This window comes from Nostocoides sp., assembly GCF_037045025.1.
GTDB lineage: Bacteria > Actinomycetota > Actinomycetes > Actinomycetales > Dermatophilaceae > Nostocoides_A.
Genome location: NZ_JBAOHM010000016.1, coordinates 188324 through 205540, shown reverse-complemented (window position 1 = coordinate 205540; position 17217 = coordinate 188324). Strand labels below are relative to the sequence as shown.

The 17217-nt window shown below is 69.0% G+C and carries 21 protein-coding genes and 2 pseudogenes; 9 read left to right on the top strand and 14 right to left on the bottom strand.

The genetic code is table 11. The features are described 5' to 3' along the window. Window positions 1-6: 6 nt before the first annotated feature. On the bottom strand, window positions 7-297 hold the full coding sequence (locus V9G19_RS23505) for a lipoyl domain-containing protein (RefSeq protein WP_462287812.1): 291 nt from the start codon (window positions 295-297) through the stop codon (window positions 7-9). Window positions 298-461: 164 nt separating this feature from the next. Here V9G19_RS23505 and V9G19_RS23500 point away from each other — a divergent pair, with 164 nt between their 5' ends. From V9G19_RS23500 to V9G19_RS23485, 4 genes are read left to right on the top strand one after another with little or no spacing between them, the layout of a single operon-like run. Further along, complete coding sequence (locus V9G19_RS23500) at window positions 462-1388, top strand: ABC transporter ATP-binding protein (RefSeq protein ID WP_462287811.1); 927 nt, start codon at window positions 462-464, stop codon at window positions 1386-1388. Next, on the top strand, window positions 1385-2281 hold the full coding sequence (locus V9G19_RS23495; RefSeq protein ID WP_462287810.1) for a hypothetical protein: 897 nt from the start codon (window positions 1385-1387) through the stop codon (window positions 2279-2281). Before V9G19_RS23500 ends, V9G19_RS23495 begins: the two co-directional genes overlap by 4 nt. Then, window positions 2278-3198, top strand: a complete 921-nt coding sequence (locus V9G19_RS23490; RefSeq protein WP_462287809.1) for an ABC transporter ATP-binding protein — start codon at window positions 2278-2280, stop codon at window positions 3196-3198. The genes V9G19_RS23495 and V9G19_RS23490 overlap by 4 nt, the downstream gene beginning before the upstream one ends. Further along, entirely contained in the window at window positions 3195-3902 is a 708-nt protein-coding gene (locus V9G19_RS23485) for an ABC transporter permease subunit (protein WP_462287808.1), read from the top strand. Before V9G19_RS23490 ends, V9G19_RS23485 begins: the two co-directional genes overlap by 4 nt. A gap of 43 nt (window positions 3903-3945) precedes the next feature. On the opposite strand, the gene V9G19_RS23480 is transcribed toward V9G19_RS23485, so the two are convergent. After that, complete coding sequence (locus tag V9G19_RS23480) at window positions 3946-4146, bottom strand: DUF4177 domain-containing protein (RefSeq protein WP_462287807.1); 201 nt, start codon at window positions 4144-4146, stop codon at window positions 3946-3948. Between the two features lie 101 nt (window positions 4147-4247). Between V9G19_RS23480 and V9G19_RS23475 the strand changes: the two genes are divergently transcribed. Next, window positions 4248-4418: a hypothetical protein gene (locus V9G19_RS23475; protein ID WP_462287806.1), complete on the top strand. Its 171-nt coding sequence runs from the start codon at window positions 4248-4250 to the stop codon at window positions 4416-4418. A 216-nt stretch (window positions 4419-4634) separates the two neighbouring features. Here the strand turns inward: V9G19_RS23475 and V9G19_RS23470 are convergent, their stop codons facing one another. Beyond that, entirely contained in the window at window positions 4635-5435 is an 801-nt protein-coding gene (locus V9G19_RS23470; protein ID WP_462287805.1) for a sulfite exporter TauE/SafE family protein, read from the bottom strand. Between the two features lie 126 nt (window positions 5436-5561). Here V9G19_RS23470 and V9G19_RS23465 point away from each other — a divergent pair, with 126 nt between their 5' ends. Then, window positions 5562-5822: a metal-sensitive transcriptional regulator gene (locus tag V9G19_RS23465; RefSeq protein ID WP_462287804.1), complete on the top strand. Its 261-nt coding sequence runs from the start codon at window positions 5562-5564 to the stop codon at window positions 5820-5822. Window positions 5823-5855: 33 nt separating this feature from the next. Here V9G19_RS23465 and V9G19_RS23460 read toward each other — a convergent pair whose 3' ends face one another. The 3 genes and pseudogenes from V9G19_RS23460 to V9G19_RS23450 form a co-directional block, all read right to left on the bottom strand. Next, window positions 5856-6950: a sensor histidine kinase gene (locus tag V9G19_RS23460; protein WP_462288107.1), complete on the bottom strand. Its 1095-nt coding sequence runs from the start codon at window positions 6948-6950 to the stop codon at window positions 5856-5858. Then, window positions 6947-7279 (bottom strand): winged helix-turn-helix domain-containing protein, encoded by a 333-nt coding sequence (locus V9G19_RS23455; RefSeq protein WP_462288106.1) that lies wholly within the window; start codon window positions 7277-7279, stop codon window positions 6947-6949. The genes V9G19_RS23460 and V9G19_RS23455 overlap by 4 nt, the downstream gene beginning before the upstream one ends. 115 nt (window positions 7280-7394) lie before the next feature. Further along, window positions 7395-7664, bottom strand: a pseudogene (locus V9G19_RS23450) (response regulator); the annotation flags it as partial. Window positions 7665-7839: 175 nt separating this feature from the next. Here V9G19_RS23450 and V9G19_RS23445 point away from each other — a divergent pair. The 3 genes from V9G19_RS23445 to V9G19_RS23435 all read left to right on the top strand — a co-directional run bounded on the left by V9G19_RS23445 (window position 7840) and on the right by V9G19_RS23435 (window position 11166). Beyond that, window positions 7840-8559: a DUF2202 domain-containing protein gene (locus tag V9G19_RS23445; RefSeq protein ID WP_462287803.1), complete on the top strand. Its 720-nt coding sequence runs from the start codon at window positions 7840-7842 to the stop codon at window positions 8557-8559. Window positions 8560-8733: 174 nt separating this feature from the next. Beyond that, the gene (locus tag V9G19_RS23440) at window positions 8734-9897 is read left to right on the top strand and encodes an IS701 family transposase (RefSeq protein WP_462283989.1); all 1164 of its coding nucleotides are present in this window, start codon (window positions 8734-8736) and stop codon (window positions 9895-9897) included. A gap of 222 nt (window positions 9898-10119) precedes the next feature. Continuing rightward, window positions 10120-11166, top strand: coding sequence for an MBL fold metallo-hydrolase (locus tag V9G19_RS23435; protein WP_462287802.1), 1047 nt, complete (start codon window positions 10120-10122; stop codon window positions 11164-11166). Between the two features lie 6 nt (window positions 11167-11172). Here V9G19_RS23435 and V9G19_RS23430 read toward each other — a convergent pair whose 3' ends face one another. The 8 genes and pseudogenes from V9G19_RS23430 to V9G19_RS23395 form a co-directional block, all read right to left on the bottom strand. After that, complete coding sequence (locus tag V9G19_RS23430) at window positions 11173-11358, bottom strand: hypothetical protein (RefSeq protein ID WP_462287801.1); 186 nt, start codon at window positions 11356-11358, stop codon at window positions 11173-11175. Between the two features lie 8 nt (window positions 11359-11366). Beyond that, window positions 11367-12824: an NAD(P)/FAD-dependent oxidoreductase gene (locus V9G19_RS23425; RefSeq protein ID WP_462287800.1), complete on the bottom strand. Its 1458-nt coding sequence runs from the start codon at window positions 12822-12824 to the stop codon at window positions 11367-11369. A 40-nt stretch (window positions 12825-12864) separates the two neighbouring features. Next, window positions 12865-14238 (bottom strand): MBL fold metallo-hydrolase, encoded by a 1374-nt coding sequence (locus V9G19_RS23420; RefSeq protein WP_462287799.1) that lies wholly within the window; start codon window positions 14236-14238, stop codon window positions 12865-12867. A gap of 101 nt (window positions 14239-14339) precedes the next feature. Beyond that, the gene (locus tag V9G19_RS23415; protein WP_462288105.1) at window positions 14340-14705 is read right to left on the bottom strand and encodes a rhodanese-like domain-containing protein; all 366 of its coding nucleotides are present in this window, start codon (window positions 14703-14705) and stop codon (window positions 14340-14342) included. Continuing rightward, window positions 14679-15035, bottom strand: a pseudogene (trxA, locus tag V9G19_RS23410) (thioredoxin); the annotation flags it as partial. The pseudogene trxA and the gene V9G19_RS23415, both read right to left, overlap by 27 nt. 139 nt (window positions 15036-15174) lie before the next feature. Continuing rightward, complete coding sequence (locus V9G19_RS23405) at window positions 15175-15492, bottom strand: hypothetical protein (RefSeq protein WP_462287798.1); 318 nt, start codon at window positions 15490-15492, stop codon at window positions 15175-15177. Window positions 15493-15661: 169 nt separating this feature from the next. Next, the gene (locus tag V9G19_RS23400; RefSeq protein WP_462287797.1) at window positions 15662-15949 is read right to left on the bottom strand and encodes a C39 family peptidase; all 288 of its coding nucleotides are present in this window, start codon (window positions 15947-15949) and stop codon (window positions 15662-15664) included. Between the two features lie 298 nt (window positions 15950-16247). Beyond that, the gene (locus V9G19_RS23395) at window positions 16248-17213 is read right to left on the bottom strand and encodes a carbohydrate kinase family protein (protein ID WP_462287796.1); all 966 of its coding nucleotides are present in this window, start codon (window positions 17211-17213) and stop codon (window positions 16248-16250) included. Between the last annotated feature and the right edge of the window lie 4 nt (window positions 17214-17217).

Here is a 17217-nt window from a genome sequence, read left to right as displayed (position 1 = left end):
CAGCGGTCAGCCGTGCCGGGCCGCGACCGCGGCGGCCATCTCGTCGTCGTCGGCGTCCGCCGGCGCGAGCAGGCAGACGACGGTGCCCACGGACACCTCGTCCTCTTCCGCCACCAGGAACGCCGCGACCCGGCCGGCCTGGGGGCTGGCCAGTTCGGTGTCGACCTTGTCGGTGCTGATCTCGGCGAGCAGGTCGTCCTCGGCCACGGTGTCGCCGACCGCCACGAGCCAGGCCGTGACGACGACGTTCTCGACGGATCCACTTGCGGGGATCGCCACCTCATACAGCTCGATCATCTGCTGGCCTCCTTGCCATGTCTCGTTCGTCACACCCTAGAATCAATCAACTGATTGAGTCAATAGATTCAATCAATAGAATTAAGCGATCTATCGTGAGGTCCCGGGGGTCAGCCGGGGATGACCCCGATTGACGGTTTTGTCCGCGCCGATATGTTGGAGCCATGGAACCGGTGGTGGTGACCGAGGGGATCACCAAGGACTACGGCTCCGTGCTCGCCCTCGATGCCTTGAGCGTGCGGGTCGATCCGGGCGTGACCGGGCTGGTCGGGGCCAACGGGGCCGGCAAGTCGACGCTGATCAAGATTTTGCTCGGGTTGATCCCGCCGACGGGGGGAGGCGCCCAGGTGCTCGGGCGCGACATCGCCACGGACGGCGCCGCGATCCGGGCGGCGGTAGGCTACCTGCCCGAACACGACTGTCTCCCACCGGATGTCAGCGCCAGCGACTTCGCCGTGCACATGGCGATGATGTCTGGTCTGCCGCGGCTCGCCGCCCGCGAGCGGGCTGCCGACGTCCTGCGGCACGTGGGCCTGGCCGAGGAGCGCTACCGGCCGATGGGGGGCTACTCCACCGGGATGAAGCAGAAGGCCAAGCTTGCCCAGGCGCTCGTTCACGACCCGAAGCTGGTCTTTCTCGACGAACCCACCAATGGTCTGGATCCGGCCGCCCGGGACGAGATGCTCGGCCTGATCCAGCGGATCGGCCACGAATTCGGCATCTCGATCATCGTCACCTCCCACCTGCTCGGCGAGCTGGAGCGGGTCAGCGATCAGGTCGTCGTCCTCGACGGGGGCCGGCTGCTGCGGGCCTCGCGCACCGACGAATTCCTCGACGCGACCGGTGCCCTGCTCATCGAGGTCCTCGGCGAGAACGCCCAGACCCGGATGATCGCCGCACTCACCGATGCCGGCCTGCCCGCCTCGGCGCGGGGGACCATGCTGACGGTCGAGGCGGCGGCGACCGGCGAGCGCGAGGTGCACGACCTGATCCGGGACACGGCGGCCGGCCTCGGCCTCGGCCTGGTCCGCCTCCAGGCCGATCACCGCCGCATCGAGGATGTCTTCGACGATGCCCAGGGGCCACGATGAGCCAGCCGAGCGGCATACCGACCCCCGCCAGCAGTGTCATCCACGACATCGGATACCGGCCGTATGCAGGTTCGCGCCTCGGCCTCGGCGCAATCGCCCGTGCCTTGGTGGTCACCGGCTTCCGCAATGCCTTCGGCCTGGGACGCTCGGGTCGCTCCAAGATCCTCCCGTTCGTCCTCCTCGCGCTGAACCTAGCCCCGGCGCTGGCCATCGTCGGGGTCGTCGTCTTCGTCGGCCTGGACGAGTTGCCCATCGGATACGCCCGCTACGCGGCCCAGACGCAGGTGCTGCTGGGGATCTTCGTCGCCTCCCAGGCGCCCGTGCTCTTCTCCCGAGACCAGCGCCACGGCACGATCGCGCTCTATCTGGCCCGTCCGCTCCCGGCACCGGTCTATGCCCTCGCGCGCTGGGCCGCGCTGCTCGCCGCCACGCTGGTCTTCCTGCTGCTGCCGATCCTCATCCTCTTCGTCGTCGCCCTCCTCTGCGAGTTCGACCTGACCGAGCAGGTCAAGGACGCGGGCGTCGCCGTGGTCCTCGCCCTGCTGCTCGCCGGCGCCCTCACCGGCGTCGCCGGCCTGATCTCGTCGGTGTCGACCCGGCGCGGCTTCGGGGTGATGGCGACGATCGCCTTCCTCCTGCTCGGCGACGGCGTCGTCGCCTCGATCCAGGCGATCGCCCACGAGGAGGGTCGCCCTCGGATCGGGGAGATCGCCGGACTCTTCTCGCCCTACTCCCTCTACCGCGGACTGGTCGCGGCCTGGGCCGACGGCACCGCGCTGACCCCGCCGACGTCGACGGCGATGGAGGTGGCGTATGTCGCGGTCCTGGCTGGCATCGCGGTGGCATGCCTCGCCGGGCTGGTCTGGCGCTACCGGAAGCTGGCCGCGAAATGAGTGTCCTGACCCTCGATGCGGCCTCCCGGTGGTTCGGCAATGTCGTTGCCGTCAACGGTATTTCGATGGCGATCGGCCCCGGGATCACCGGCTTGCTCGGCCCGAACGGCGCCGGCAAGACGACCCTCATCGCGATGATGGCCGGCTTCCTCGCCCCGTCCGCCGGGTCGGTGACGCTGGATGGGGAGGCGATCTGGCGGCATACCGATGCCTATCGGACGATCGGTCTGGTGCCCGAACGCGAGCTGAGCTTCGGCTATCTGACCGGTCGTCAGTTCGTGCGCGCCAACGCCGAACTGCACGGATTGGCCGACCCGGGCGCGGCGGCCGAGCGGGCGCTGGCGACGGTCGAGATGACCGAGCCGGCGGCGCGGCGAATCGAGACCTACTCCAAGGGCATGCGCCAGCGCGCGAAGCTCGCCTCCGCGTTGGTCCATGACCCCGCCGTGCTGCTGCTCGACGAACCGTTCAACGGCGTCGACCCCCGCCAGCGCCTGCACCTGATGGGGCTGCTGCGGCGGATGGGCGAGGAGGGTCGCACGCTGTTGTTCAGTTCACACATCCTGGAGGAGGTCGAGCAGGTCGCCCGGCAGATCGAGGTCGTCGTCGCCGGCCGGCACGCGGCGTCCGGTGACTTCAGTGCGATCCGGCGGCTGATGACCGACCGGCCGATGCAGTATGTCGTCGTGGCCGGCGACGATCGCCGCCTGGCCGCCGCGCTCATCACCGAGCCGTCGGTCATCGGTGTCGCGGTGCGGGCTCAGGGCGGGCTCGACGTCTCGGTCAGCGATCTCGGCTCGTTCGCGGTCCGGCTGCCGCAGCTGGCCCGGGCGGGCGGCATCCGGATCCTCGAACTGACGCCGAGCGACGACTCGCTCGAGAGCGTCTTCGGCTATCTCGTCGGGGGGCCGGCATGAAGCCGACCATCGTGCGCCTGTCCGCCCAGGCCCTACTCGGCCGCCGGCGCGGTCTGGTGCTCCTCCTCATCCCGGTGGTCCTGCTGATCCTCGCCCTCGTAGTCCGGCTGCTCACCGACTCGAGCGAGGGTTTCGACCACGTGGTGATCCTGGGTTACACGCTCGCGCTGCCGCTGGTCGCCTTGCTCGCTGCGAGCGCGGTCCTCGGGCCCGAGGTCGATGACGGGTCGATCGTCTATCTGCTGGCCAAGCCGGTCAGCCGGCACGCCATCGCGGTGAGCAAGTTCGTCGTGGCCGAACTGGCCACGCTCGCCTTCGGTGCGCTGCCGATCGCGCTCGCCGGTCTGGTCATCGATCCCGGCGATCCGCGCGCGGCCCTGGCCTGGGGCGCGGGTGCGGCGGTGGCCGGAACGGCATACACCGCGTTCTTTCTCGCGCTCGCGGCCCTGACCCGGCATGCGGTCGTGGCCGGGCTGCTGTTCGTGCTGATCTGGGAGGGGGTGCTCGGCAACCTGCTGGCCGGCATCCGCTGGGTCGCGATCGGCCCGTGGGGGCGACAGCTGGCCAGCGAGATCAGTTCGCGAGTAGCCGACGCCAACCTCTCGTTGGGGTATGCCGTGCTCGCCGCCGCGCTCGTCACCCTCGTGGGTCTGTGGGTCACCGGCGATCGGCTGCGCTCCTTCACCCTCCGCGGCGACGAGTAGCGCCCGGACCGATCGCGCCGTTTGAACTCGCCGGAGCGCCGAATCAGACGGAGCGTTCCAGGGTGATCAGCAATCCGTCGACCCCTCCCGGCCCGACCCGTCCCTTGACATCGGTGGAAGTGATGGCCTTCAACTGCCAGCCCTGGGCCGCGTAGTCGTTGAGGACCTTCTCGAGTTTGGCGCCGGACATCTTCCCGCCGATCATCTTCTCGCGCAGTTCGACGACCTTGTACTGGTATGCCATGTCACGAAATCTAACGGCCGACATGCGGCCGTTGGGGAGTTCGGTGTGTGCTGGGTTACCCCGCCGGCTTGGAGTCGGCGCGGCCTGCGACCATGGGGTGTATGGCTGCGCAACAAGAGGCAACGGCGCCGAGAAGCTGCCGGGAGTGCGGACAGCTTCTGGAGTTGGACGCGTTGCGGCCCACCGGCGAGGTGGGCGGCGTCGACGAAACGGAGTTGGACTGGGCGGACTTCTGTCCCAGTCCGGACTGCCCGATCAAGACGGGGGACTGATTGCCGCTCGGATGACGGCGACGGCTATGCCGCCGCTGTGGGGCTCACCAGGCGATGGAGCCCGCCCTCATCGTGGCCGACGGATGGCGACGTGTCTGCCGGTCGGGTCAACCGCACGATCGTGAGGGAATCGCTCGCGGCCGATCACGGACCCGTGGTTACCTTGCCCCTTGGCGGACATCGCCACGTGGGCGCCGTCGTCGGCGAGATGCGAGATCAGTTCCAGCGCAACAGGCTTTCGCCACCAACTCCGAGTGCCACGAGAACCAGCAAGACGGAGAAGGCCCGCGTCAGGGCGGCCGCCGGAAGCCGCGAGGCCACGCGACCGCCGGCCAGACTGCCGAGAATCGCGGCGGCCGTGAAGAGCGCGATCACACCCCAGTCGAGTGAAATCCCCTGTCCAAGACGGGCGGTCAGCGCGGTCGCGCTGTTGACCGCGATGACCAGCAGCGAGGTGCCCACCGCCACCGGCATGCTGAACTCGAGCGCGAGCACGAGGGCCGGCACGAGAACGAACCCGCCGCCGACGCCGAAGAACCCGGTCAGCAGCCCAACCCCGGTCGCGGTCGCCAGGATCCGAACCACGCGCACCCAGTCGCAGTGAAAGGGGCGCCACCGGATCACAGGATGGATCACGTCGTCCGGAGCGCTGCCATTGCGAGCTGCCGACGATCGGCGGAACATCAGCACGGCGACGACGAGCATGAGGGCGGCGAAGGAGGCCAGGAGCACCCTGGAGGGGACGTGCGCGGCCAGGGCCGAGCCGGCGAAGGACCCGGCGATCCCGAGGGCGCCGAAGACGAGGCCCTGGAGGAAGCGCACCCGGCCGGCGCGCGCATGGGGGATCAGGGCGATCAGCGAGGTGAGCCCGACGATGACGAGCGAACCGGTGGTGGCATCCTTCGCGTCCTGGCCGACGAGGTAGACCAGCGCCGGCACGGTGAGGATCGATCCGCCGCCTCCGAGCGCGCCGAGGGAGAGCCCGATGAGCAGACCCACAAGGACCGCGACGACCATGTGGATGCGCCCTTTCGTTGTCGATTCCGGCTGGCCTTTCTGCCGATACGAGTATACCCTAGGGGGTATCGAGATCTGGCCCGACCGCCAGGAGCCATCGACCGAGCACGGCAGGAGGGAGCGGGTATGCGGCTCAGCGAGGATGACACGGACGCCGTCGTGAAGCGGCTGAAGCGGGCGCAGGGCCAGCTCGGCGGCATCGTCCGGATGATCGAGGACGGCCGCGAGTGCCAGGACATCGTCACCCAGCTCGCCGCGGTCGGCAAAGCCGTCGACCGCGCCGGCTACTCGGTGATTGCGTTGGCCTTGCGGGAGTGTGTCACCCGGCCGGACGGTAGACCCCAGGACGTCGCCGCCATGGAGAAACTCTTCCTCTCCCTCGCCTGACCTCGAGCCGCACCGGTCCTGGGCGGTGAACGATCACCTGCCGTCGCGCAGAGGCACCGTCAGGGTGAACGTGGCCCCCCGGCCGGGGCCGGGGGAGGCCCCGACGAGGTCGCCCCGGTGAGCGCGGGCGATCGCCCGCGAGATCGTCAGCCCGATCCCATGACCGGAGGCGGCATCGGGCGGGCGATGGCCCGGAATCCGGTAGAAGCGCTCGAAGATGCGCTCGAGATCGGCGGCGTCGATGCCCGCCCCGGAATCGGTAACCACGACGACGGCGTCGCTGCCAGCGCGAGCGCACCGCACCCCGATCCGGCCGCCGGACTGGACCGCTCGAAGGGCATTGCCGACCAGATTGGTGACCACCTGGGCGATCCGGTCGGCATCGACGCGGGCCGGCAGCGCGGTCGCACCTGGGTCCACGGTGAGCTCGATGTCGCACTCCGTGGCCTGCCCGCGCAGGCGGGTGGCGGCCTCGCGCACGACGTCATGCAGATCGACATCGGCAAGCACGAGCCGAAGGCGGCCCTCGTCGGCCCGGGAGAGGGCCGAGAGGTCGTCGGCGAGCCGGCGCAGGCGCCGCACCTCGGCGCTGACCTGGCCGAGTTCGGTTTCCGTCGTGGGCAGGACGCCGTCGATCATGCCCTCGACATAGCCGTCGATGACCGTCAACGGGGTGCGCATTTCATGCGCCACCTCGCCCAGCAGGCGCAGCCGCCGGCTTTCGGTGTCGGCCAGCGAGTTCGCGAGAGACCCGAGGTCGGCAGCGAGCTCGGCGAGCTCGCGATCACGAGGCTTCGGTATGGGTGCGGCATACCGACCCTCGGCGATCGATCGTGACGCGGCGCGAAGGCCGTTGATCGGACGCACCAGCCGCACGGCGGCCACGATTCCGGCCAGGGCGGCCGCGACCGCCCCGGCAAGTGCTCCGACGAGGACGGCGCGGTCGACCGCCGAGGCGAACTGCTGACGCAGGGCCTGGCCCTGACCACCGCCGCGACCCATCCGACCCAGTTGCGACATGTCGAACAGGCGCGGGGCGAGTTCGCGGACGACGGCATAGGTGACGAGGGCGCCGATGACGACAACGAGCAGGTGGCGCAGGACAAGCCGGGTTGTGAGGCGGTTCACGGTTTGTCCGCCCGGGTTATGGGGTCGGGCAGGAACTTGTACCCGACGCCGCGCACCGTCCCGATGATCGCCGGATCGGCCGCCGCATCGCCGAGTGCTTTGCGCATGCTGCGGATGTGCACGTCCACAACACGTTCGTCGCCGAAAAAGTCGTAGCCCCAAACCTTTTCCAGCAGCTGCGTCCGGGAGAAGACCCGTCCGGGGGATTGTGCCAGGGCGAGCAGGAGGTTGAACTCGAGGGCGGACAGGGTGACGATTTTTGTCGTCGGCGCGGACCTCCCGGCGCTGCGGATCGACGGTGAGGCCGGCGAAGCGGAGGGTGCCGTCATCCACCTCGCGCGGATCTGCGGCATCCCGGGGCTGGGACCGCCGCAGGACCGTGGCGACCCGCGCGACGATCTCCCGCGGGCTGAACGGCTCGGTGACGTAGTCGTCGGCGCCGACGGACAACCCGACCAGGGTGTCGACCTCCTCGGCTCGCGCGGTCACGACGATGACCGGAAGGTCGGATCGGGCGCGGATGATCCGCAGGACCTCCAGGCCGTCGAGGTCGGGCAGGCCGAGGTCGAGGAGCACGAGGTCGGGCGTTGTCGCGGCCGCCAGAAGGCTCAGGGCATCGGCGCCGCTGCCCGCCTCGGCGACCTCATAGCCCGCCCGAGCCAGGTAGGCGCGCAGGACTGTCCGGATCTGGGGTTCGTCGTCGACGATCAGCACGCTGCGCGGCACCGTGCCAGCGTAGATGCCGCGACTGCCGCGCCCTCCGGCCAGGGTTAGCGGCTTCACGAAGGCTTCACACGAGCCAGTCTCGCGGCTTCACGCACGTGGCGTTGGCTAAGGAGTGAGAACCCCACAACCGCCGGGAGAGAACCGGCCCACGCAAGGAGCAGTCATGTCCACCAGTCGCACCCGCACCGTTCTAGCGGTCGTCGCCGTCGTCGGGACCCTCGGGGTCGGAGGAGCGGCCGTCGCCGCGAACAGCCCAGCCGGCCCGGTCTCTTCCAGCGCTGTCTCCGCCGCCGACACCCAACTCGCGGCGAAGCTCGCGTTCAACCGCGAAGAGGAGCGGATGGCCCGCGATCTCTATCGCGTGTTCAGCGACAAATACGACGCAGCCCTCCCCTTCTCCAGGGTCGTCTATTCGGAGCAGCGGCACTTCGAGGCGGTCGGGCGCTTGCTGACGGCATACGGCATCTCCGATCCTTCCGCCGGTCGTGCACCCGGCTCCTATGCCGACCCGACCCTTCAGTCCCTCTACAACGGGTGGAAGGCTCAGGGTCTGAAGTCGCGCACAGAGGCGGCGAAAGCCGGTGTCGCACTGGAGAATCGGGATATCGCGGACCTCCAGAAGACCATCGCCTCGGTCTCGCAGCAGGACCTCAAAAGGGTTCTGAGCCGGCTGCTCGCCGCGTCGCGGAACCACCTGGCCGCGTTCACCGACGCCGCCGACGGCACCTACTCCGGCGCGATGGGCGCGGGCCCGGCCGGCACGCACCATGGCAGCGGCCCCGGCCTGGGCGGTGGCGCCGCGGCGTGCGACGGCACGGGCGCGGGTATGGGCGGCGGACCCGGCGTCATGGGTGGTCGCGGCCCCGGGCGGTGGCGGTCGTAGGCCGCTGGCCGCCGCGGCGGCCGGCGGATTGCCCGGCCGGTCGCCGGCTTCCCGGCGCCACGGTGCCGCCTCTAGCTTAGTACTACAGCCGCATTTATTTGTGGTTGACCGGCGTGTCGTGGATGTCAGACTGATGACTGGGGCCATGGTGCTTATGTGATCAGTGAGGTTTGTGTGGCGGAAGTGGAGTTGTGGGCGGAGGGGCTGGCGGCCGTGCATGCCCGGATCGCGTCGCGGTTCGCGCGGTCTGAGCCGCGGGAGCGGGCGCTGGAGTACGTGCGCGGGTTGCTCTCGCCGGTGGAGCGCAAGAACGGGTGGACGCTGTCGGAGCGGGCCGGAGCGGCGAACCCGGATGGGATGCAACGCCTTCTCGCGGCGGCGGATTGGGACGTGGACCTGGTTCGTGACGACGTGCGTGGGTACGTGGTCGAGCACTTGGGCGACCCGGCCGGGGTGCTGGTCGTGGACGAGACGGGGTTCCTCAAGAAGGGCACGAAGTCGGCCGGGGTGGCCCGGCAGTACTCCGGCACCGCGGGGCGGATCGAGAACAGTCAGATCGGGGTGTTCCTGGCATACGCGACGCCCGTCGCCCGCACGTTCCTGGACCGGGAGCTGTATCTGCCAAAGGCGTGGACCGAGGACCGGGACCGCTGCCGAGAGGCCGGGATCGGCGACGAGGTGGCCTTCGCGACCAAACCGGAGCTAGCGATCGCGATGATCGGTCGGGCATTGGATGCGGGGGTGCCGGCCGGATGGGTCACCGGCGACGAGGTATACGGCCAGCACGGCGGGCTGCGCGCCACCTTGGAGAGTCGTGGCATGCCGTACGTGCTCGCGGTGCCGGTCAACCAGCGCGTCATCGCCCGTGTCGAGACGGACACCGGCGACCGGGTCGCCAAGCTGCGTGCGGACGAACTCGCGAGATCGCTTCCAGCGCAGGCGTTCAAGAAAATCTCCGCAGGCAACGGCGCCAAGGGTCCCCGGCTCTATCACTGGGCCCGCGCCCAGATCCGTCCGCTGGAATCTGCCGATGGCTACTGGCTGCTGGTGCGCCGTTCGATCAGCGACCCCACCGACCTGGCTTACTACCTGTGCTGCGGGCCCGAGGACACGCCGCTGCGCGAGCTTGTCCGTGTCGCCGGGGCCCGCTGGGCCATCGAGGAGACCTTCCAGAGCGCCAAGGGACAGGTCGGCCTGGACCAGTACCAGGTCCGCCGATACGAATCCTGGTACCGGCACATCACCCTGGCCATGCTCGCCCACGCCTTCCTGACCATCACCACCGCGGCCACGGCAACCCCCAAAAAGGGGGCCATCGAGCCAACCCCACGGACCTGATCCCGCTCACCGTCCCCGAGGTCAAACACCTTCTGGCGCAACTGATCTGGAAACACAACCCAGACCCGGCCGAAGTTCTTCACTGGTCATCCTGGCGTCGCCGGCACCAAGCCCGAGCCCGCCGATGTCATTACGCCAGCCGTGGCGCATTCCCATAAATGCGGCTGTAGTATTAGGCTGAATCGCCGAAGTGAGTGATGCCCGAACGGAAGGGGTCGGCCAGTGTGTGACTGCTCGGACGGCTGGCGGGCCGCACAGACCGCGCCGCATCCCGTCGAGAGAGAAGCGGTCGATCCGATCGTCCTTGCCCCGGTCGATGAGGTGCGGGTCACGAGCTTGATGGAGAACGTCTACGACGGACTTCTCCCCGACGGCCCCCACGTCAGCCGGGCCGGGTTGAACAGCGGTCACGAGCCGGCCCCTCAGTTCATCGACGGCACCGCGCTCGTCGGCCTCCGGGCCGAGCACGGCTTCTCCGTCCTGGTCACCGTGCGCCGGGGAAACCATACGGCGACCGTCCTGTTCGACGCCGGAACCTCACCGAACGGGATCATCGTCAACGCAGACCGGCTCGGCGTGGACCTGACCGCGATCCAGGGCATAGTCCTCAGCCACGGGCACTTCGACCACATCGGCGGCTTGGCCGGACTCGCCGAGCGCCTGCCCCGGTCCGGTATGCCGCTGACCATCCACCCGTACGCCTGGACACCTCGGCGACTTGCCCTCGAGGGCAGCGAACTGCGCTTCCCCGTCTTGGACAAGGCGGTCCTGGCCGCCGAAGGGTTCGAGGTCATCGAGCGTCGGGTGCCTTCGGTGATCGTCGACGGCTGCGTTCTGGTGACCGGTGAGATCGACCGGACCACCGAGTTCGAGCTCGGTATGCCGCCTCCGCACCAGGCCTGGGACGGCGCCGATTGGCGGCACGACCCCCTCGTGGTCGACGACCAAGCGCTCGTCGTCAACGTCCGTGACCAGGGGCTCGTCGTGATCACCGGGTGCGGGCATGCCGGCGTGGTCAATATCGCGCGACATGCTCTGCGCCTGACCGGCCAACGCCGGTTGGCCGCGCTCATCGGCGGATTCCACCTCGGCGGGCCGGCGTTCGAGCCGATCATCGCGCCGACCGTCGCCGCACTCCAGGAACTGGCGCCGGACCTCATCGTTCCGGGGCATTGCACCGGCTGGCGGGCGCAACACGCCCTGCAGGCCGCGCTGCCGGACGCCTGGGTGCAGTGCAGCTCCGGATCGACCTTCCGCCTCAGCGCCTGATCGTCCTCAGTGGTCGCCCTTGAGCACCATCCGCATGATCCGGGTGTTGAAGACGACGAAGCGGGTCAGTTGCACCGGGATGTTCTGCCGGCGGCGCAGGGTCTGCCCGGTCGGTAGCGGCGCCCTGGACAGATCGGCGACGCCGCCACCGGGAGAGGCGGAAAGCTGCTGGACTGGTTCGGGATTCGTCATGATGGACCTCACTCGGGGATGAACTGCCAGCCGGGACGGCCCTTGGCCTTGTGCAAGAACAGGTGGTGCAGCATCAGCTTGACCCAGTGCCCGGCCAGGCCGAGTTCCCCGCGGGTGTCGGCGAGATCGCGTCCGGTGCGGTATTTCTCGTAGTCGGGAACGATCGGCATCATTGTCATGGCCGCGGCCGAGCCCTTCCGCAGCCCGGCGCCGGCGGAGGCGACGCAGGCCGCCCCCATGTGCGCCATCGACGCCTCGTGCGCGGGCGCCGACCTGCCCTTCGTGATCCGGTCGACGATGGTCAACGCGACGGTCTTGCCCATGACGCCGGACGGCATACCCGTGCGCGGAGGGGAGGGAGTGATCACGGTCCCGTTCGGGGACTTGCGCGGTCGCGAGATCTGGTGTGGGGGAGCGAAGGCGATCCCGACGGCCCAGATATTGTCGAACCCGACCGCCTGATAGGTCTTCGGCCAGTCGCCGGCCGACCACTCCTCATATGGCTTCGCGGTGTAATCCGCGTCGACTTTCATGAAGCCGCTGGGCGCGAAGAGTTCCCCGGTGATGTCGCTGCCGTCCTGGTCGTATGCCGCGAGCGGGACCCCGCCGAACGGCGGCAGGAGCATCCCGAAGTCGAAGGCGAGGGTGTGGGTCGTGCCGTCGAGAGTCTCGTAATGGATCAGGCCCGGCTCGACCTTGGCGACGTGCGCACCAAGGATGGCCTCGACGCCTCGCTCTCGGAACAGCGACCCGGTCCACAGCTCCGACGACATCTCGAAACCCTTGTCGGAGAAGGTCATTCCGCCGACGCCGAAGTCGCCGAGCTCGTTCTCGTTGGTGAGATAGACCAACCGCGCCCGATCACGGACGCCGGCCTCACGCAGTTCGTGGTCGACGTTGAAGACGTACTCGAAGGCTGCGCCCTCGCAGGTGCAGGTGCCATGCCCCATACCGACGACCAGGGTTTGTGGCTCGCCGGCTCGCAGGCGAGCGATCGTGGCGCTCAGTTCCTGGGCGGCCGCGACCGCATGGTCGGCGGTGCACACCGAGACGGTGTGACCGCCGTGTGGGCCCAGGCCCTCGGTCAGCTGGAACTTCAGCTGCGGGCCGGTGGCGTTGACGAGGAAGTCGTAGCGCAGCCGCTCGGTCTGGCCGGCGCGGCCGGGTCCGGTGTGTTCGACATCGACTGCGGGCCGGCTGTCCCGGACGTCGCCGCGCGGGCGGATGGCGGTGGCCCTCGCCTGGACGAAGCGGATCCCTTTCTTGGCGTAGACCGGCGCGAGCGGGAAGACGACATCGCGCGTGGTCATCTTGCCGACCCCCACCCAGATATTGCTCGGGATCCAGTTCCACTTGGAGTTCGGTGAGACGACGGTGACCGTGTGGCCTTTGGGCAACAACCGGCTCAGGTGGAGCGCAGCGGTGTGGCCGGCCACTCCGGCGCCGAGGATGACGATGTCGGACATTGCCAGCTCCTTTGCTGGGCGAGGGTTTTCGGACGTGGGGTCAGCTGGCCACAGGGTGGGCGGCGGCCCAGGCGTTGTAGCCGCCGATGACGTCGGAGACGTCGGTGAAACCGTGGGCGCGCAGGTGGCTCGCGGCGACGCTGGAGCGCCAGCCGCCGGCGCAGTAGAGGACGACGGGCACGGCGGGGTCCAACTCGCCGAGGCGGGAGGGCAACTGGGGCAGGGGGATGTGAATCGCGCCGGGCACCATGCCGCCGGCCACCTCGCCGGGATTGCGGACATCGACGACCTGCACCGAGGTGCGCGTCTCGTCGAACTGGTCGACGCGCAGCCGGCTGGCCCGGGTCACCGAATCGGCATGCCGCACCAGGTAGTTCTCGGGATCGGCGATATAGCCGAGGACGTGGTCGTAGCCGATCCGCGCGAGCCTGGTCGCGGTGTCCTGCTCGAGCCCGTCCGGAGTCATCAGGACGATCTCCTGGTCGGGGGAGAAGACCATGCCGGCGGTCTCGGCCAGTCGCCCGTCGGCCGGGACGCTGACGGCGCCGCGCACGTGCCCGGCGGTGAACTCGTCGGCGGGCCGGGCGTCGTGGACGAGCGCCCCGCGGTCGAGGGCGTCACGCACTTGCTCGTCGGTGAGGGCAGGCACCTGGGCAGCAAGCTCCCGTGGCTCCCGCTCCTGCTTGTTGAGGGTGGCGTTGTAGAGGAAGTAGCCGGGGGCGGTCGGCTGACCCTCGGTGATCACCGCGACGAAGTCCGCCTCGCTCATCGGCTGGCAGGCGTAGTTGGTGGCGCGCTGCATACCGATCGTCGATTGCTTCTCGGTGGAGAGGTTCTTTCCGCAGGCCGAGCCGGCTCCGTGCGCGGGAAAGACGCGGACGGCATCCGGCAGGCCCATGAGCTTGGTCTGGATGGAGTGGTGCAGCTGGGCGCCCAGCTCGGCGGCGCTGACGCCGACCGAGGCGAGCAGGTCGGGGCGGCCGACATCGCCGATGAAGAGGGCATCGCCGGTCAGGACGCCGTATGCCGTCTCGTCTCCGGCGTGCTCGTAGACGAGGACGCTGATCGACTCGGGGGTGTGGCCCGGGGTCTCCATGATCTCCAGGCGGACGTCACCGAGGCTGATCCGGTCGCCGTCGGCCAGGGGGCGGAAGTCGAACTCCGGCTGGGCTTTCCGTCCGTAACCGATCCACGCCCCGGTTTCCTTGGCGAGTTCGAGGTGGCCGGAGACGAAGTCGGCGTGGAAGTGGGTGTTGATGACACCGACGATGCGCAGGCCGTTGGCACGGGCATCGGTGAGGTAGTCCTCGACGTCGCGTCGTGGGTCGACGACGACGGCCTGGCCGGTGGTCTCGTCGCCGATGAGATAGGAGGCCTGCGAGAGGCAGTCGAGGTAGTACTGCGTGAACAGCATCGATGGGTCCTTCCGCTTAAAGTTCGATTAACTATACCCCAGGGGGTATGTGGGCCACAAGCTGTTTCTCATTGAAAGCGCCACGTGGGCAGCGCGATTGGTCAGGATGCGGTGGCGTAGGGCCCGGTGACGATGTCCCGTCCGGCGTTCGCCCATGCCGAGGTGCCGCCGGCCACCGAGTAGGCCTCGACGCCGGAGCGGCGGAGCAGTTCCGTCGCCTGCCGGCTGCGATTGCCCGAGGCGCAGATGACATAGACCGGGCCGCCCGTGGGAACCTCGCCCACCTTGTCCGCCAGCTGACCCAGCGGGATCAGCTGAGCTCCCGGAACGTGGCCGGCCCGGTATTCCATGGGTTCCCGGACATCGACGATCGTGGCCGAGGGGGACCAGGCGGCCGCGAAGTCGTCCGCGGTGACCTCGATCGGCTTGTCGAGCAGGTCCCGTTGGCGGGCGACCTGGGCCTGCACGGTGTCCATGTCGAGCGCCATGACCCCGTCGATGACCTGCTCAAGGGCGGCGGCCGGCAGGGCACCGGGTTGAGCGAAGACGAGGATCCCGTCGCGGAAGGCCATGAGGGTCGGTATGGAAGTGATCTGCGCCGCCGCGGCGATCCCGCGCTCGGCCTCGGTGTCGACCTTGGCGAAGGTGATGTCGGGGTGTTTCTGTGCGGCGGCCTCGTAGACCGGCGCGAACTGACGGCACGGGCCGCACCACGCGGCCCAGAAGTCGACGAAGAGGATCGGGGTGTTCTGCACCGTGGTCTCGAAGGAGTCGTCGGTCAAGGCAATAGTGGACATAGTGAGCCCGCTCTCCGGTCGTTCGTGATGGTGGGAGGCGGCGTTCCGGTGGAGGGGCAGGGGGAACGCCGCCGTCACTGCATACCCTAGGGGGTATGGGCGAATGTGGCAAACCGGAGACCGCGGGACCGGATCGTCCTCACGTCATGATGTGCTTGCCGTGCAGCCGAACCCGAGCCCGACGGCCTCCGGCAGCGAGTTTGGCGTCACAGGTGTGCAACGGTGCGTCGAGCGCCTCGGCCAGGGCGAGAAAGGCGGCGTCATAGCTGGTGAACTGGTGGCGGAGGTGCCAGATCCGGTCCGCCAGCGGGGCGATCTCGTGGCGATCGATGTCCATGTCGAAGTAGTCGCGGCGCGCCTCCTCGGCCGCGGGCGCGGCGAGCTTGTGGCACAGTCCGGGCGCCATCGGGCCGTGGGGATCGCGGACCTGCTCACCGCCGTCCTGGCGCGAGAGCACCACCTCACCCTGATTCACTACGATTCGGGTTTCGACGCCTTGGCGGGCGTGCTCGACTTCGCCCACGCCTGGGTGGCCCCGAGAGGGGGGATCCCTGACGCTGGATCCCGCTCTGGGATTGTGCGCCGCGCATTGGGTTCGGTTCGCGACCGCCGTCAATACTGCCGAATCAATTGATCGGTACCCAACCCGTCCAGCCCGTTCCCGCGGCTTGCGTGGTGTTGAGTTGAGTCGCGAGAGCGCTCTGTGATGAGCCGATGCCGAGGTGATCGAGGGCCGATTCAACCGCCGCTGGACCGCACCAGTAGTTGGTTTCTTGCGGATGCTGCTTCCCGCCGATGCTGTACGAGGCCGGCAGGCTGCCGCCCGGGTCGCCCGTCTTTCCGATCGCTTGAGCGAACTTGGCTCGTTCCTCGGCGGCCAGGCGGTCGCGGATCGATTGTGGTACGAACGGCATGGTCTCGTGGCGAAGGTGTCTCAACTTCTCGGCGACGGCCGGTCGGAATTCGGGTCTCCAGGGATCACGGTCTTGGCTGAAGCTGGTCCTGCGTTCGCGCTTGCTAGAAACGCGAGCCCGGCCACTCCGCAGGCAATGGATAGATACTTCACGGATCTAACCCCCTTGTCGATTCTCCGTGTTCTGAGAGCGTATGACCGCGTCGCCAGGCTCGCAACCGGAACGCGGGGCTATGCAACGACAACACCCCGGGCGGGCGGGTGAGGGTGGGGCGGGGGTCAGCGGTCGACGTGACGGGTCACGCTGGTCCGGGGAGGTCGCTGGTCCAGGGTGGGTTGGCGCCGGCGTGTTGGACGGTGTGGGCGGCGGCGGTGGCGGCCCAGGCCAGGATCGCTTCCAGCGCAGCGTCATCGAGGGCGCCCAGGGCGTCGGCGCTGAGGCGGCCGGTGTGGTGCAGGTCGGCGAGGAGGGCGGCCATGAACGAGTCGCCGGCGCCGATGGTGTCGGCGACCGGGACGGCCGGCGGCTGATGACTGGCCGACGCCGAGCGGGTCCAGGCGCGGACGGGTTTGGCGCCCTCGGTCAGCACGACGAGGGCGACGCCGTCCTCGAGCCAACCGTGCAGGAGGTGTTCCGGTGGTGTGTCGGGGGCGATGGCGGCGCAGTCCTCGTCGCTGCACTTGACGATCGTGGACACCCGCGCCAGCGATTGGATCCGGGCGACGAAGGTGTCGTGATCGGTGACCAGGGAGGTGCGCACGTTGGGGTCGAGGGTCAGCACCCGGCGGCCGGCCTCGGCGAGGAAGAGCTCGGTCAGGGTGCTCGCCTGCGGCTCCATCGCCAGCGCGATCGATCCGATGTGCAGGGCGGCTCCGTCGGGAAGTATTCCGCCCCAGGAGGATTCGCTCAGATGCGCCCTTGTCAGGCCGCGGTCCGCGGCACCGGAGGCGTGGAACGAATACGACGGCTGGCCGCCCTCACTCAGGTGCACCATCGCCAGCGTGGTCAGGTCGTCGGTCTCCAGGACCAGATCGGTGCCCACGCCGGACTCGGCGAGGTGGGCGCGCAGCATACGACCGAAGTGGTCGGAGGAGATGCGGGCCAGGAACTGCACCGGCACATCGAGCCGGCCCAGGCCGATGGCGACGTTGAGGCAGGAACCGCCGCAGTGCGGGCGATAGGCCACGTCGCCCTCCGGCAGACGCACCGGCTCGAAGTCGATGAGGGCGTCCCCCGCCACGACGATTGCTGGATCAACGCTCATTGGG